Below are 16,553 nucleotides of genomic sequence, written 5' to 3'. Positions count from 1 at the left end.
CAGCGCGAGCAGCGCGCCGACGCCGGCCGACGGCAGCGTCGACAGGATCGTGATCGGGTGGATGTAGCTCTCGTACAGGATCCCGAGCACGATGTAGACGGCCAGCAGCGCCGCGAGGATCAGGATCGGCTGGTTGTTCAGCGATTGCTGGAACGCCTGCGCGGTGCCCTGGAAGCTGCCGACGATCGTTGGCGGCACGCCGATCTGCGCCATCGTCTGGTAGATCACCTGGGTCGCCTGCGACAGCGACACGCCCGGCGGCAGGTTGAACGAGATCGTCGTCGCGACGAACAGCCCCTGGTGGTTGACCGACAGCGGCGTCGTGCTCGGGCCGAATGTCGCGATCGCCGACAGCGGGATCATCGTCGATTTCGACGTCGACACCGACGCGCCCGACGACGCACTCGACTTGCCGCTCGACGCGATCGAGTTCAGCGCCTGGTTGCGCGCGGAATCGGAGGCGATCGCCGCGGCGCTGGTGGCGGCCGTGGCGGCGCTCGACGTGCCGGCCGACGTCGCGACGAAGGTGCCGGCGGCGGCGTTGGTGGTCTGCGAGCCGTTCGCGCTGCCGCCCGACGTGCTGATCCATACCTGGTTCAGCATCTCCGGGCTCTGCCAGTATTGCGGCGCGACTTCCATCACGACGTGGTACTGGTTCAGCGGGTTGTAGATCGTCGAGACCTGGCGCTGGCCGAACGCGTCGTACAGCGTGTTGTCGATCTGCGCGGGCTTGATGCCGAATCGCGCGGCGGTTGCCCGGTCGATCGTCACCATTGCCTCCATGCCGCCTTGCTGCTGGTCGGAGTTCACGTCGGTCAGTTCGGGGCGTTTTTGCAGCGCCTCGGTCAGCAGCGGCCCCCATTTGTACAGATCGGCGGTCGAATCGCCGAGCAGCGTGAACTGGTACTGCGCGTTGCTCTGCCGGCCGCCCACGCGAATGTCCTGTGCGGCTTGCAGGAACGTGCTCGCGCCCGCGACGTCCGACAGCGGCTTGCGCAACTGTTGGATCACCTGGTCGGCGGACAGCTTGCGCTGGGTGCGATCCTTCAGCATCACGAACATGAAGCCCGAGTTGGTCTGCGTGCCGCCGGTGAAGCCCGCGACGCTCTGCACGTTCGGGTTGGCCTGCACGATCCGCATCATCTCGGTGAACTTCTGCTTCATCGCCTGGAACGACGTGGACTGGTCGGCCCGAATGCCGCCGATCATCAGCCCGGTGTCCTGCTGCGGGAAGAAGCCCTTCGGTACGACGATATACAGGTAGACGTTGAGACCGATCGTCGCGAACAGGATCAGCACGATCAGCAGCGGGCGGCGCAGCGCCCACGACAGCGAACGCTCGTAGCCGCGCTGCATTCGCGTGAAGACGCGCTCGAGGAAGCGGCCGAAGCGGCCTTCGTCCTCGACCTCGTGCGGCTCGCGCAGCAGGCGCGCGCACATCATCGGCGTGACCGTGAGCGAGACCGCGAGCGACACGGCGATCGCGAGCGACAGCGTCAGCGCGAACTCGCGGAACAGGCGCCCGACGATGCCGCCCATCAGCAGGATCGGCAGGAACACCGCGACGAGCGAAATGCTCATCGACAGCACCGTGAAGCCGACCTCGCGGGCGCCGTCGAACGCGGCCTGCAGCCGCGGCTTGCCGTTCTCGATGTGGCGGGTGATGTTCTCCAGCACGACGATCGCGTCGTCGACGACGAACCCGGTCGCGACGATCAGCGCCATCAGCGACAGGTTGTCGATCGAGAAGCCGAGCAGGTACATCGCGCCGAACGTGCCGATGATCGAGATCGGCACCGCCACGCTCGGGATCAGGGTCGCGCGCCAGTTGCGCAGGAACAGGAACACGACCATCACGACGAGGCTGACCGCGATCAGCAGCGTGTGCTCGGTGTCCTTCAGCGACGCGCGAATGGTGGTCGACCGGTCGAGTACCGGCGTGACCGTGATGTCGGCCGGCAGCGACGCGGTGAGCTGCGGCAGCGCCGCGCGCACGCGGTCGATCGTGTCGATGATGTTCGCGCCGGGGGAGCGGTAGAGGATCACGAGCACCGCGCGCTTGCCGTTCGACAGGCCGAGGTTGCGCAGATCCTCGACCGAATCGACGACGTCGGACAGATCCGACAGCCGCACGGCCGCGCCGTTGCGGTACGCGACGACGAGATCGCGGTACTGCGATGCCTGCGACGCCTGGTCGTTCGTATAGAGCTGGTAGTGCTGCGGGCCGAACTCGATCGCGCCCTTCGGGCTGTTCGCGTTGGCGGACGAGAGCGCCGCGCGCACGTCCTCGAGGCCGATCCCGTAGTGGAACAGCGCCTGCGGCTGGAGCTCGACGCGCACGGCCGGGTTCGCGGAGCCGCTCACCGTCACCTGGCCGATCCCGTCGATCTGCGACAGCGACTGCTGCAGCACGGTCGACGCGGCGTCGTACAGCTTCGCGGGCGACGACGTTTCCGACGTCAGCGACACGATCATGATCGGCGAATCGGCCGGGTTGACCTTGCGGTACGTCGGGTTGCTCTTCAGCGATGCGGGCAGGTCGGCGCGCGCGGCATTGATCGCGGCCTGCACGTCGCGCGCGGCGCCGTCGATGTCGCGGTTCAGCCCGAACTGCAGGATGATCCGCGCGTTGCCGACGGTGCTGGTCGACGTCATTTCGGTGACGTCGGCGATCGAGCCGAGGTGCCGCTCGAGCGGGCTGGTCACGCTGGTCGCGACCGTCTCCGGGCTCGCGCCGGGCAGCGACGCCTGCACCGAGATGGTCGGGAAGTCGACCTGCGGCAGCGGCGACACCGGCAGCTTGATGAACGCGAACAGGCCCGCGAGCGCGACGCCGAGCGCGAGCAGCGTCGTCGCGACGGGGCGGGTGATGAAGGGGCGCGACAGGTTCATGGCTTACGCATCAGTGTGCTTGCCGGCGGCGGGGCCGTGCCGTTCGAACCAGCCGCGCACGCGACGCGCGAGGCTGTCGAAGCCGAGGTAGATCACCGGCGTCGTGAACAGCGTCAGCACCTGCGACACGACCAGGCCGCCCGCGATCGCGATCCCGAGCGGCTGGCGCAGCTCGGAGCCCGCGCCGGAGCCGACGATCAGCGGCACCGCGCCGAGCAGTGCTGCGAGCGTCGTCATCAGGATCGGCCGGAACCGCAGCAGGCACGCCTGATAGATCGCCTCGCGCGGCGGCTTGCCTTCGACGCGTTCGGCCTCGAGCGCGAAGTCGATCATCATGATCGCGTTCTTCTTCACGATCCCGATCAGCAGCACGATCCCGATGATCCCGATGATGTCGAGGTCGTGGCCGGTGATCATCAGCGCGAGCAGCGCGCCGACGCCGGCCGACGGCAGCGTCGACAGGATCGTGATCGGGTGGATGTAGCTCTCGTACAGCACGCCGAGCACGATGTACATCGTGATGACGGCCGCGAGGATCAGGAACAGCTGGTTCGACAGCGACGCCTGGAACGCGAGCGCGGCCCCCTGGAAGCGCGTCTGGAACGAGCCGGGCAGCGCGATGTCCTTCTCCGCGGCGTCGATCGCCTTAACGGCCTCGCCGAGCGACGCGCCCGGCGCGAGGTTGAACGAGATGGTCGTCGACGGGAACTGCGACAGGTGCGAGACCAGCAGCGGCGACGGCCGTTCGTGGAACGACGCGATCGACGACAGCGGCACCTGGCCGCCGCCCGCGGACGGCAGGTAGATGTCGTTCAGCGACTGGGCGTAGTGCTGTTCCTTCGGCTCGGACTCGAGAATCACGCGGTACTGGTTCGACTGCGTGAAGATGGTCGACACGATACGCTGGCCGAACGCGTCGTACAGCGCGTTGTCGACGGTCGCCGGCGTGATGCCGAAGCGCGCGGCGCTCGCGCGGTCGATCTCGATGTAGACCGACTGGCCGTTGCTCTGCAGGTCGGTCGCGACGTCGGCGAGCGACGGCTCCTGCTGCAGCCGTGCGACGAGCTTCGGCACCCAGGTCGCGAACTCGTCCTCGTTCGGGCTCGTCAGCATGAACTGGTACTGCGTCGGGCTCACGGTCGAGTCGATCGTCAGATCCTGCACCGACTGCATGAACAACGAGATGCCCGTCACGTTCGCGACGCGCTGCTGCAGGTCGCGGATGATCTGCGCAGCGGTTTCGGAGCGATCGTCGCGCGCCTTCAGGTTGATCAGCATCCGGCCGCTGTTCAGCGTGATGTTGCTGCCGTCAACGCCGATGAAGGACGTGAGGCTCTCCACGTTCGGATCCTTCAGGATCTCGGCCGCGAGCGCCTGCTGGCGTTCGGCCATTGCGCTGTACGAAATCGACTGCGGCGCCTGCGTGATCGCCTGGATCACGCCGGTATCCTGCGCGGGGAAGAAGCCCTTCGGCACGTACACGTAGAGCAGGGCGGTCAGCCCGAGCGTGATCAGCGCGACGACGAGCGTCGAGCGCCGGCGGTTCAGCACCCATTCGAGCGCGACCGCGTAGCGCGCGATCACCCAGTCGATCCCGCGGTGCACGCGCGCCTCGAAGCGGTGGCTCTCGGGCGGCGGCGAATGGCGCAGCAGCTTCGCGCACATCATCGGCACGAGCGTGAGCGACACGATCGCCGAGATCACGATCGTCACAGCGAGCGTAATCGCGAATTCGTGGAACAGGCGGCCGACCACGTCGCCCATGAACAGCAGCGGGATCAGCACCGCAATCAGCGACACCGTCAGCGAGATGATCGTGAAGCCGATCTGCTTCGAGCCCTTCAGCGCGGCCTCGAGCCCGGTGTCGCCTTCCTCGACGTAGCGCGCGATGTTCTCGATCATCACGATCGCATCGTCGACGACGAAGCCGGTCGCGATGGTGAGCGCCATCAGCGACAGGTTGTTCAGCGAGAAGCCGGCCAGGTACATCACCGCGAGCGTGCCGATCAGCGACAGCGGCACCGACAGGCTCGGGATGATGGTCGCGTAGATGTTCGCGAGGAACAGGTACATCACCAGCACGACCAGCGCGACGGCGAGCAGCAGTTCGAACTGCACGTCGCGCACGGCCGCGCGGATCATCGTCGTGCGGTCGGTGACGATCTGCACGTCGAGCGCCGCGGGCAGTGTTTCCTGCAGCTTCGGCAACTGCGCCTTGATCGCGTCGACAGTCGCGATCACGTTCGCGCCCGGCTGGCGCTGCACGTTCAGCACGATCGCGGGCTCCGAATCGACCCACGCGCCGAGCTTGGTGTTCTCCGAGCCGGCGACGACCTTCGCGACGTCGGTCAGCATCACCGGGCGGCCGTTCTTGTACGCGACCACCGCGTCGTTGTACTGGTCGGCGCTGGTGAGCTGGTCGTTCGCATTGATCGTGTACGCGCGCGTCGGGCCGTCGAAGTTGCCCTTCGGCGTGTTCACGTTCAGGTTCGAGATCGTCGTGCGCAGGTCGTCGAGGTTCATCCCGTACTGCGCGAGCGCGGTCGGGTTCGCCTGGATCCGCACCGCCGGCCGGTTACCGCCCGACAGGCTCACGAGGCCGACGCCCGCGATCTGCGAGATCTTCATCGCGAGACGCGTGTCGGTCAGGTCCTGCACCTGCGTGAGCGGCAGGGTCTTCGACGTGATCGCGAGCGTCAGCACCGGCGCGTCGGCCGGGTTGACCTTCGCGTAGATCGGCGGGGCCGGGAGGTCGGACGGCAGCAGGTTGCCGGCCGCGTTGATCGCGGCCTGCACTTCCTGTTCGGCGATGTCGAGCGGCAGGTCGAGCGAGAACTGCAGCGTGATCACCGATGCGCCGGCCGAGCTTTGCGACGACATCTGGTTCAGCGACGGCATCTGGCCGAACTGCCGCTCCAGCGGCGCGGTGACCGACGACGTCATCACCTCCGGGCTCGCGCCCGGATAGAAGGTCTGGACCTGGATCGTCGGGTAGTCGACTTCCGGCAGGGCGGCGAGCGGCAGGAAGCGCAGCGCGACGATACCGGCCAGCATGATCGCCGCCATCAGGAGGGCGGTGCCGACCGGCCGGAGAATGAAGAGGCGGGATGGATTCATCGAGCGGCCCGCGCGTTACTGGGCCGCGGGGGCCGCAGCCTGCGACGCGCCATGCTTGTGTCCGCCGTGGTGGCCGGCCGTACCCGAGGCGCCAGACGCCGCTCCGGCGCCATGCGCGCCTTTCGGCTTGTCGGCCGGGATCGTGACTTTCGCGCCTTCGCGCAGCCGGTCGGAGCCGTCGGTGACGACGCGCTCGCCGATCGCGACGCCGCTCGCGATGCTCGTGCGCTCACCGTCGACCGGGCCGGCCGTGACCTTGCGCACCGTCACCGTGTTGTCGGGCTTCACGATGTAGACGAACTGGCCGATCGAGCCGGTCAGCACCGCGGACGTCGGCACGATGGTCGCATTGCGGAGCACGTCGACGAGCAGCCGAGTGTTGACGAACTGATTCGGGAACAGCAGGCCGCCCTTGTTATCGAACATCGCGCGCAGCTTGACCGTGCCGGTGCTGGTATCGATCTGATTGTCGACCGTTGCGAGCGAACCCGTTTCGAGCGGCACCGTGTTGTCGCGGTTGTATGCGGTGACCGACAGCTTCTGGCCTGCGTTCACCTGCTTGAGGATCTGCGGCAGGTTGTCTTCCGACGTCGTGAAGATCACGCTCATCGGCTGGAGCTGCGTGATCACGACGATCCCGTTCGTATCGCCCGGTGTTACATAGTTGCCCGGGTCGACCTGGCGCAGGCCGACGCGGCCCGACACCGGCGCCGTGACGCGCGCGTACGTGAGGTTCAGCTTCGCGGAATCGATCGCCGCCTGGTCGGTCTTCACCGTCCCTTCGTATTGCTTGACGAGCGAGGCCTGCGTGTCGACCGTCTGCGACGCGATCGAGTCCTGCGACAGCAGCGTCTGGTAGCGCTTCAGGTCGATGCGGGCCGTCGCGAGCAGTGCCTGGTCGCGCGCGAGCGTGCCTTCGGCGTTCTCGAGCGCCACCTGGTACGGGCGCGGATCGATCTGCGCGAGCAGGTCGCCTTTCTTTACGATCTGGCCTTCCTGGAACGCGACGGACTGCAGGTAGCCCGACAGTTGCGTTTTGACCGTCACGTTCGCGAGCGGCGTCACGGTGCCGAGCGCGGACAGCACGATCGGCATCTCGCCTTGCGTTGCGGTCGCGACCGACACCGGTTGCGGCACGTTCGCCATCGCCGCGGGACCGCCGCGGCCGCGATGACCGCCCCCGCCACCGCCTGCAGCGGCGCCGGACGCCGCGCCGCCCGCTGCCGGCGCGCCGGCCGGCGTACGGCTCCACGGATGCCACCACAGCAGGCCGCCGATGACGACGACCGCAAGCGTCCCGAGCACCAGTGTGCGGCGCGGACGGCGAGCGGCGGGGGAGGCGGGATCCTTCGAAGGGGGCGTGGGCTTTTGTTGGTTGTCCATCGTGTTCTGTCAGGAAGACGGCGCGGCGTGCCGGGGCAACGGGCGCGGAGCTGCGCGTGGGCATGCGGTGCCGGAGGGCTGGCTCGGTCCGGGCCCTTCCGATCCGCGCGAGAAAAGAGCGGTGCGCACCGCGAATGCGGCGCGACGATGGGCATGATCCTACGTCCCGTCCCCGTTAGAGTCCAGTAGTCTATCTTTCAACGGGTTACGCTCGTTACAGAACGCGACAGAACGATGACGAATCGATTACAGGTCGCCCCGTCGGGCTGGCGCGCCGCCGATCTCGCGAGTGATTTTCGCGATACATTCGTGCAGCGCGGGCACCACGTGTTCCTGCAGCCATTCGGGCGAGCACTGGCTCGCCGCGCCGCCGCAATTGACCGAGTAGCGCTGGCCCGACGGACCGACGAATCCGGCCGCAACCGCGTTCAGCCCTTCGCGCCATTCGCCGATTGCGATCGCATGGCCTTCGCGCATCGCATCTTCGAGCGCAGGGGTCAGGCGAGCCGAGACGTGCGGCCAGTCGTCGCCGGCCGTCATGCGCAGCGCGTCGAGCAGCGCGCGCCGCTCGTCGTTCTCCAGCGCCACGAGATAGGCGCGGCCGACGGCGGTGCGCGCGATGTCCATCCGCGAGCCGATCTCGAGGCGCGTGACGAGCACGGCCGAGCGCGGCCGGATCACGTCGATCGCGACCATGTCGAGCCGGTCGCGCACCGCGAGGTGCACGGACAGCGACGTGCGCTCGGCGAGTTCGATCATGAACGGCCGCGAGCGCGCGCGGATGTCGAAGTTGCGCAGGAAACCGTGGCTCAGCTCGAGCACCGACGCGGTCAGGACGAAGCGCTCGCTGTCGGGCAACTGGAACAGGAAGCCGGCGCTGACGAGCGTCGCCGTGATGCGCGATACGGTCGGCTTCGGGATGCCGGTCAGTTCGGTCAGCTCGCGATTGCTGACCGGTGCGTCGGCCGCTGCGATGCGGCGCAGCACGGCGAGGCCGCGTGCGAGCGCGGTGATTTCGTCGGGCGACGATTCGCGTTCTCGGGGCACGGGAGGCGTTACAGATGTCGACACGAGGGATTCTCTCTATTTCCGAAACTCGATTTCAATTTTGTTGGTATCGTACGATAATTGTCAAAACATGCGCGTTCCACGGGTGAAGCGTTCATTGGATGATATTTTACGGGTTCACCCTTGGTTTATTAGGAAAACGCTCAAGGCAGCGTTACCGGAAAGTGAAGAAACCGGTGCAAATACCGCTTGACTTGTCGGGCGGAAACGGAAAGAATGTCTCACGTTTTCGAAACATCGTTTCAGGAGTTTAACCGGCAACGGTGTTTCGCGCAGTCTCTCAGGTTCTAGCACGGCCCTCGGAATGGCTAGAACTTTTTTAGCGCCACGGTTTCCGTGGCGCTTTTTTTTGCCCGTCCGCCGGACGCGTCAGGCCCGTATTATCCCCGATCGTTTGAAAACGCCCGTTCGACCGCGCGCGCGCGTGTGTGCGGCGCACGAAAAAAAGCGCGACGCCCGAACGGGCATCGCGCATAAACCGGCGTGGAGCGCCGACGAATGAAACGTGATGAAGAAGCGGGGCGGCGAGGGACCGTCGATCGGGCGAGCTGTCCCTCGCGCGATGCTCAGGCCTTCGCGAGCTTGATGCTGGTCGGCTCCGCGGTCAGGTAGCCGACGCTGGCGCCGAACCGGTCCTTGAAGTTCGCGCGCACGAGCGGATCGAGCGTCGGCTTGACCTTGTCGTGCAGCGGCGACTCCCAGTCGCCCGCGTGCTGGAAGTTGCTCATGATGTACGTCCAGCCGTTGATCTCGTCGACCGCGTGCAGGCCCGTCGATTCGGCGCCGGCCGGACACGACAGCACGCGCGTGAGCGATTTCGTATCGACGTTGTACGCCCACAGGAAGTTGTTCACGTGCATGCCCGAGTCTTCGCCGATGAAGAGGGTGCGCAGCTTTTCGGAGAACTTCAGGTTGTCCGGGTTCGCGATCTTGTCCGGGTGTGCGAGGTTGCCCAGCGCGTCCGCCGTCGCGAGATCCTCGCCGACGAGCGCGGCCGGCGCGCTCATGTCGACCGGCACCCATTCGCTGTCGATCGCGGCGCCCGACGTGTCGCGCTGGCCGGCCTTCAGGTTCAGCGCGTAGACGGCGCCCGCGGCGATCTTCTTGTCGACCGCGACGTCGCGCGACACGGCATTGCCCTGGACCATCGACGTTTCGATCCGCGACATCGCCGTGTAGACGATCTTGTCCTTCGCGTTGACCGTCGTGCCCTCGAGCTTCGTGAACGCCATGCTGCCGCCGATCAGCGCCGCATAACGGTGCGTCTCGAGGAACGCGGCCGCCTTTTCCATCCCGGGCTTGATGCGCATCCAGTTGAACTTGCCGCCGAAGTGAATCTTCGTGTAGCTCGCATCGTTCGGGTCGGTCGTCGTCAGGTCCATGATGTCCGACGCCTTCAGCTTGTTCGCGAGCGCCTCGATTTCGCTGCTCGTCGCGTGGCCGATCTTGATCCACGTCAGCGTCGCGCTGCCGGCGCCGGCGGACGATGTCTGCGTCCACTTCGCGATGTACAGCGTGCCGGCCGACAGGTCGGCCGCCTTGTCGGCGACGAACATAAACACGCCGCCGTTGGTTGCATCGTCACCCATCATCACGGTGCGCTGGTCCGGCATCACCTGGATCAGTTCGTGCGAGATGCGGCCGAGGCAATAGTGCTTCTTGACCGTGCCCGTGCCGTCCGGGTTCACCGTGATCTCGGGCAGGTGGCCGTAGTGATAGGGGTTCGCCTTGGCCTCGTCGCCGAACGTATTCTTGCTGAATGCCTTGAACTGCGCGTCGGTCGCGGCCTTCGTCGCGTCCGGCTCGTATTCCTCGCTCGACAGGTGCGTGCCCCACGGCGACAGGCTCGCGCCGCAGGTGATCCACAGGCCGTGCGCCTTCGACGTGTCGACGTTGTGATACTTGACGACCTTCAGCGCACCGTTCGCCGGATCCTGGTCGAGCGTGATGACCGCGATCGGCGACGGCAGCTGGCCGTACTGCGATGCGCTTGCCTGGTCGCGCGTCGTGTATTCGAACTGCACGACCGCGAATACCGTGTTGCCTTTCACGCCGGCCACGTTCGCGTTCTTCACCGTCAGCAGCGAGCTGCCGTCCGGGCAGTCCGAATAGAACTGGCGCTCCTTGCCGGCGACCGAGCGATCGATGATCGGCTGGTTGTTGATGTCGTAGTAGCCGCCTGCGAGCGTCGTGCCGCCCTTGCCGTCCGGCACCATGTCGCCCGTCACGAAGAACGGCCGGTACGCGAGCTTGAAGTTGCGCGACGAGCCGTCGGAGAACGACACCGACAGCGTCGATCCGACCGTCGTGGTGGCCATCGCGGCCGCATTGTCGAGCGTCGGGGCGGCCATCGCCGAGAATGCCGCCGATGTGTAGGCGGCAGCAGCCGGCGTCGTGACTGAAGCGGGGTTGTCGTCGCCGCCGCAGCCCGTCAGCAGGGCTGGCAGCGCGAGGCCGGAAAGAGGCAGCATGGGCGCGCCGGCGAGGATCTTCAGGGCCTGACGACGGGAAGCATTGGGCAACGCGGGCATGTGGAGTCCAGTTTCGATTGTTGGAAGAGTCGTCTTCGCGAGGCAGGCAACTTGCAGGCTTTGCGAAGGCGAGTTGAAAACTGGACGGAAGTGTAGGGGTGCTGGATGAAAGTTTTTTGAATTGAAAACGTAATGTTGCGACGGACATCCGTCAGGCAGGCTGCCGGATGTCCGTCTCGCGCTCGAATGCGCTCGGTCGCGCTCAGTCGCGCTCGGGTGTGGCCGAGATGCGGTGGATCGACAGGTCGGCGCCGTCGAATTCGGCTTCACGGTCCAGACGCAGCCCGACGGTCGCCTTCAGCGCGCCGTAGACGAGCGTGCCGCCCGCAGTCGCGATCGCAATGCCGCCGAGCGTGCCGATGAGCTGCGACACGAACGACACGCCGCCGAGGCCGCCCAGTGCGGGCTGTCCGAACACGCCGGCCGCGAGCCCGCCGAGCGCGCCGCACATGCCGTGCAGCGGCCACACGCCGAGCACGTCGTCGATGCGCCACTTGTTCTGCACGCACGTGAACATCGCGACGAACAGCGCGCCGGCCACGGCGCCCGTAACGAGCGCACCGATCGGGTGCATCACGTCGGAGCCCGCGCATACCGCGACGAGGCCCGCGAGCGGGCCGTTGTACGTGAAGCCCGGGTCGTTGCGGCCGGCCATCCACGCGGCGAGCGTGCCGCCGACCATCGCCATCAGCGAGTTCACCGCGACGAGGCCGCTGATCTTGTCGAGCGTCTGCGCGCTCATCACGTTGAAGCCGAACCAGCCCACCGCGAGCACCCACGCGCCGAGCGCGAGGAACGGGATGTTCGACGGCGGGTGCGCGGCGATCCGGCCGTCCTTCGCATAGCGGCCGTGGCGCGCGCCGAGCAGCAGCACGGCCGGCAGCGCGACCCAGCCGCCGAACGCGTGCACGACGACCGAGCCCGCGAAATCGTGGAACGGCGCACCGAACGCATGCGTGAGCCAGTCCTGCACGCCGAAGCGGCCGTTCCATGCGATCCCTTCGAAGAACGGATAGATGAAGCCGACGATGATCAGCGTCGCGACGAGCTGCGGATTGAATTTCGCGCGCTCGGCGATGCCGCCGGACACGATCGCGGGAATGGCCGCCGCGAACGTCAGCAGGAAGAAGAAACGCACGAGTGCGTAGCCGCTGTGCTGCGACAGCGTGCCGATGTCGTCGAAGAACTCGACGCCGTACGCGATCGTATAGCCGATGAAGAAGTACGCGAGCGTCGACACTGAGAAGTCGACCAGGATTTTCACGAGTGCGTTGACCTGATTCTTCTTGCGGACCGTGCCGAGCTCGAGAAATGCGAAGCCCGCGTGCATCGCGAGCACCATAACGGCGCCGATCAACAGGAACAGTGTGTCGACGCCGGATTTCAGACCATCCATGCCGTGGCTTCCTTGCGCAAAAAACGGGCAACGAATGCAAGTATCGAGCCAACTTGGTGAACGGCTGCGTGCAATTGGTGCTGAAGGCCCGGCGGTGTGGCATTCGGGTGAGGCGTGCACGATCGCGGGGCAGGCGAGGCGGGGGCAACGGGCCGCATCGAATGCACGTGTGTGGTGCGCGTCGTGCGTAACTGGTGCGTGCGACGCGCGGCGCGGTGCGGCGTGGTGCGCCGCGATGCACCGTGCTGGCGCGTCAGCGTCGCGCGAACAGCATGCGCGGGCGGCGCAGCCGCAACGCGCACGCCGACCAGTAAGTCGCCACGGCCGCCAGCCCGAGCGCGGCGAATGCGAGTGCCGCGATGCCCCCGGGCGACTGGCCGCTGCCGTCGGGGCCGAGGATGCCTTGCGCGACGATCAGCGCGGCCGTCCAGAAGCCGATCACGGCCTGTGCGAGCAGGCGCGCGGACGCGATGCGGCGCGCGTGCCCGGCGTCGCGCAGGCGCTGTGCGGACGGGGGGCGCAGGCACAGGAACAGGGTAGTGGCGAGCACGGCAGCCAGTGCGATGAACCAGTCGATGAGGAAAGCCATGAAGGAGCGAGAGACGGACGAAGCGGATCGAAGCGTGCCCACTTTAGTGTCGTTGCGCCTGCGATTGAATCAGACGAATCCGAAATTGAAAGGCATTTTTAATCGTGAGTCGTCATTGGCCCCGTTCTGCAGGCGGTATCATCGACGTCGGTCCAACCATTCAGGCCGTGCGATGCTCGGCCGGAGATTGCTGATGAAGATGAAGACTTGGCGGGCGCGTCGCGCGCCCGGCTCTGTACTGGCGGTCGCGACCATCGGCGCCGCGTTGTTGCTCGCTGGCTGCGAGAAGTCCGGCACGCCGGCCACGCAACCCGATACGGCCGCGAGCGCGGCCGCCGATGCCGCGAACAATGCGGCCAAGGCGCTCGATCAGGTGGCGAGCACCGTCAACCAGCAGATCGATGCCGCGAAGGCCGGTATCGCGTCGGCGGCGTCGGCCGTGCCGCCGCTGTCCGCGAGCGGTCTCGCCTCCGCCGCGCAGGCGCAGTTCGATGCGGCGGCTTCGTCTGTCGTCGCGCATGCGGCATCCGAAGCAGGCGCGAAGATGGCGGAGGCCGGCAAGAAGCTCCAGCAATGGAGCCAGCAGAATGCGACAGACGCGAAGCCGGCCAGCAACTGAACGCGTGCTTGCATAATCCGTGAAATGTAATTATAGTGGTTACATATTGACGCCGGCCGCTGTCCGGGCCGGCGTCAGCCGAGTGAGTGAGGAATGAATACCAGCAGCCGGTTCGCGTTTGCCGTTCACGTGCTTGCCTTGCTGTCGATGCAGGAAGGTGCGCCACTGTCGTCCGAGATCATTGCTGGCAGCGTGAACACGAATCCGGCGCTGATCCGCCGGCTGTTGTCGATGCTGGCGGCCGCGGGGCTCACCACGTCGCAGCTTGGCGCCGGAGGCGGTGCGCTGCTGGCGCGCGAGCCCGGCGACATCACGCTGCTCGACGTGTATCGCGCGGTCGACGATGCGCAGCTCTTTGCGCTGCACCGCGAGGCGCCGAATCCGGCGTGCCTCGTCGGACGGCACATCCAGGGCGCGCTGATCGACTATATCGGCGACGCGCAGCGTGCGATGGAAGCATCGCTCGCCACGCGCACGCTGGCCGACGTCACGGCAGACGTGCTCGAATCGGAGCAGCGCGGCCGGGCTGCCGGAAGCGCGGGCGGGTAGGCGCGGGCAATGGAAGATGCAGGGCAGGAAGCCGGCGGCGCGCATGCGCGGCGGTCGGCGCAACGGGGCGTTTGCTCCGTTTTTTTTCGGTCTTATATGTAATTACTGTAGTTACTTTTTATTTCTGGAGAATCGATATGACGCAACGTACCTTGAACATCGCGCTGTTTGGCGCCACCGGCATGATCGGCTCGCGCATCGCCGTGGAAGCCGCGCGTCGCGGCCATCGCGTGACCGCGCTGTCGCGCCATCCGGGCACGGCCGGCGACGGCATCACTGCAAAGGTGGCCGATCTGTTCGATGCGGCCAGCATTGCGGCTGCGTTGCCGGGGCACGACGTCGTCGCGAGCGCGTACGGTCCGAAACAGGACGATGCCGCGAAGGTCGTCGCGGCTGCGAAGGCGCTGGTTGCCGGCACGCGCGAAGCGGGCCTGAAGCGGCTCGTCGTGGTGGGCGGCGCCGGTTCGCTCGAAGTGGCGCCCGGCAAGCAACTCGTCGACACCGAAGGCTTCCCGGACGCATACAAGGCGGTCGCGCTTGCGCATCGCGATGCGCTCGACTATCTCGAAACGGTCAGCGACCTCGACTGGACGTTCTTCGCGCCGGCCGCGCTGATCGCGCCGGGAGAGCGCACAGGCACGTTCCGTACCGGCGCCGGCAAGCTGATCGCGGACGCGCAGGGCAACAGCAAGATTTCGGCGGAAGACTACGCGGTCGCGTTCGTCGATGCGCTCGAGCAGCACAGCTTCGTGCGCGAGATCGCGACGGTCGCGTATTGAGCGGCATCGCGGCGGGCGGTGCGTAAGCGGCGGCATATGGATTGCACGCGGCGCCACCCCGCAACGGGTCGTGATTTCGGGCGGCTCCCCCTTGACGGGGGGAGTCGCCCGTTTCGTTTGGCATGCTGATTTCGGGCCTTTCGGTGCGAACGGAAGTGCATACGGCGAATCGTCTCGCGCTCGATTGGTATTTATCCCGGTCGACGCGGCGCAGCGGTTTCCATATTGTTCCCCGTCATGCTGAATGCATAGAAAAAATTTCTATCGAAGAAGGACCGGGTAAATGGATGCCATCGATCGCAAGCTGCTGGAGCTGTTGCAGGCAGATGCCACACTGCCGATCGCGGAGCTCGCGCAGCGGGTGAACTTGTCGCAGACGCCATGCTGGAAGCGCGTGCAGCGGCTCAAGGAAACCGGCGCGATCCGCGCGCAGGTCGCGCTGTGCGATCCGCGCAAGCTCGGCGTCGGCACGACCGTGTTCGTCGCGATCCGCACCAACCAGCACACCGAAGAGTGGGCGCAGCGCTTCACGCAGGCCGTGCGCGACATGCCGGAGGTCGTCGAGGTGTACCGGATGAGCGGCGAGACCGACTACTTGCTGCGCGTGGTGGTGGCCGGCATCGACGATTACGATCGCGTGTACAAGCAACTGATCCGGACGGTGCCGCTGTTCGACGTCAGCTCGTCGTTCGCGATGGAGCAGATCAAGTATTCGACCGCGCTGCCGGTGCGCGATCTTTCCGAGCCGGCATAAGGGCGGCACCAGGCCGGCCTTACGCGGCAAGGCGGCAAGGTGCGGCGCGGCGTGCGGGTACGCCGCCCCCGACAACGATACGCGCCGTGACCGCGCGCTCAGCGGCCCCGTGCGAGTGCGCGCGCGCGTTCGTCCGCCAGCGCGTCGCGGCGCACGAACTCCGCGACGAACGGGCTGGCCGGATGGCGATGCAGTGCATACGGCGTGTCCCATTGCGCGAGCTGGCCATCCTTCATCACGCCGATCCGGTCGGCGATCGCAAATGCTTCCGCCTGGTTGTGCGTGACCAGGATCGCGGTGTGGCCGGTGCGCTTCAGGATTTCGCGCAGTTCGAACGCGAGCCGCTCGCGCGTATCGACGTCGAGATTCGAGAACGGCTCGTCGAGCAGCAGCAGTTCCGGCGACGGCGCGAGCGCACGGGCGAGGGCGACGCGTTGCTGCTGGCCACCCGACAGCTCGTGCGGATAGGCGCCGCCCGAATCGGCGAGCCCGACGAGATCGAGCATGTCGGCGACCCGCACGCGGCGCTCGGCCTTCGGCATCCGGCGCAGGCCGAACGCGATGTTCTCGGCCGCGTTCAGGTGCGGGAATAGCGCGTAGTCCTGGAACATCATCCCGATGCGCCGCCGCTCGGGCGGCACGTCGAGCGCCGGCGCGGCGACGGGGGTGCCGTCCAGCACGATGCGCCCCATGCGCACCGGCTCGAAGCCGGCGATCGCGCGCAGCACGGTGGTCTTTCCGCAACCCGATGCGCCGAGCAGGCAGCCGATGTCGCCGCGCGGCAGCGCGAGGCTCAGCCCGTCGACCACCGTGCGGCGGCCTTGCGGCGTGTCGTAGGCGACGCAGAGGTCGTCGAGTTCGAGCAGGTTCACGGTT

The 16,553-nt window shown here is 66.7% G+C and carries 12 protein-coding genes; 4 read left to right on the top strand and 8 right to left on the bottom strand.

The genetic code is table 11. From position 1 onward, the window contains the following. The 7 genes from DIE13_RS24375 to DIE13_RS24345 all read right to left on the bottom strand — a co-directional run. Positions 1-2,892: efflux RND transporter permease subunit (locus DIE13_RS24375; protein ID WP_124829663.1), on the bottom strand; the 2,892-nt coding region annotated here is incomplete at its 3' end. Positions 2,893-2,895: 3 nt separating this feature from the next. Further along, positions 2,896-6,009 carry an MdtB/MuxB family multidrug efflux RND transporter permease subunit gene (locus tag DIE13_RS24370; protein WP_124829662.1) on the bottom strand — a complete coding sequence of 1,038 codons (3,114 nt, stop codon included), beginning with the start codon at positions 6,007-6,009 and terminating at the stop codon, positions 2,896-2,898. A gap of 15 nt (positions 6,010-6,024) precedes the next feature. After that, on the bottom strand, positions 6,025-7,392 hold the full coding sequence (locus tag DIE13_RS24365) for an MdtA/MuxA family multidrug efflux RND transporter periplasmic adaptor subunit (protein ID WP_124829661.1): 1,368 nt from the start codon (positions 7,390-7,392) through the stop codon (positions 6,025-6,027). 246 nt (positions 7,393-7,638) lie between these two features. Continuing rightward, positions 7,639-8,463: an IclR family transcriptional regulator gene (locus tag DIE13_RS24360; protein WP_124829660.1), complete on the bottom strand. Its 825-nt coding sequence runs from the start codon at positions 8,461-8,463 to the stop codon at positions 7,639-7,641. Between the two features lie 563 nt (positions 8,464-9,026). Then, positions 9,027-10,991, bottom strand: coding sequence for a PhoX family phosphatase (locus tag DIE13_RS24355; RefSeq protein WP_124829659.1), 1,965 nt, complete (start codon positions 10,989-10,991; stop codon positions 9,027-9,029). A 202-nt stretch (positions 10,992-11,193) separates the two neighbouring features. Then, entirely contained in the window at positions 11,194-12,387 is a 1,194-nt protein-coding gene (locus DIE13_RS24350; RefSeq protein ID WP_098549255.1) for an ammonium transporter, read from the bottom strand. Between the two features lie 253 nt (positions 12,388-12,640). After that, on the bottom strand, positions 12,641-12,976 hold the full coding sequence (locus DIE13_RS24345) for a hypothetical protein (RefSeq protein ID WP_124829658.1): 336 nt from the start codon (positions 12,974-12,976) through the stop codon (positions 12,641-12,643). A gap of 193 nt (positions 12,977-13,169) precedes the next feature. On the opposite strand from DIE13_RS24345, the gene DIE13_RS24340 reads away from it, so the two are divergent. The 4 genes from DIE13_RS24340 (at position 13,170) to DIE13_RS24325 (ending at position 15,677) form a co-directional block, all read left to right on the top strand. Beyond that, positions 13,170-13,595 carry a hypothetical protein gene (locus DIE13_RS24340; RefSeq protein ID WP_124829657.1) on the top strand — a complete coding sequence of 142 codons (426 nt, stop codon included), beginning with the start codon at positions 13,170-13,172 and terminating at the stop codon, positions 13,593-13,595. A 93-nt stretch (positions 13,596-13,688) separates the two neighbouring features. Beyond that, positions 13,689-14,144 (top strand): Rrf2 family transcriptional regulator, encoded by a 456-nt coding sequence (locus tag DIE13_RS24335; protein ID WP_124829656.1) that lies wholly within the window; start codon positions 13,689-13,691, stop codon positions 14,142-14,144. Between the two features lie 137 nt (positions 14,145-14,281). Next, positions 14,282-14,923, top strand: a complete 642-nt coding sequence (locus tag DIE13_RS24330; RefSeq protein ID WP_124829655.1) for an NAD(P)-dependent oxidoreductase — start codon at positions 14,282-14,284, stop codon at positions 14,921-14,923. A 283-nt stretch (positions 14,924-15,206) separates the two neighbouring features. Then, entirely contained in the window at positions 15,207-15,677 is a 471-nt protein-coding gene (locus tag DIE13_RS24325) for an Lrp/AsnC family transcriptional regulator (RefSeq protein ID WP_096509011.1), read from the top strand. A 98-nt stretch (positions 15,678-15,775) separates the two neighbouring features. Here DIE13_RS24325 and DIE13_RS24320 read toward each other — a convergent pair whose 3' ends face one another. Then, positions 15,776-16,549, bottom strand: coding sequence for an ABC transporter ATP-binding protein (locus DIE13_RS24320; RefSeq protein WP_124829654.1), 774 nt, complete (start codon positions 16,547-16,549; stop codon positions 15,776-15,778). Positions 16,550-16,553: the final 4 nt, after the last annotated feature.

The organism is Burkholderia sp. Bp9016 (assembly GCF_003857765.1).
GTDB lineage: Bacteria > Pseudomonadota > Gammaproteobacteria > Burkholderiales > Burkholderiaceae > Burkholderia.
Note: the sequence above shows the minus strand (reverse complement) of the source record. Positions and strands in the feature narration are given on the sequence as shown.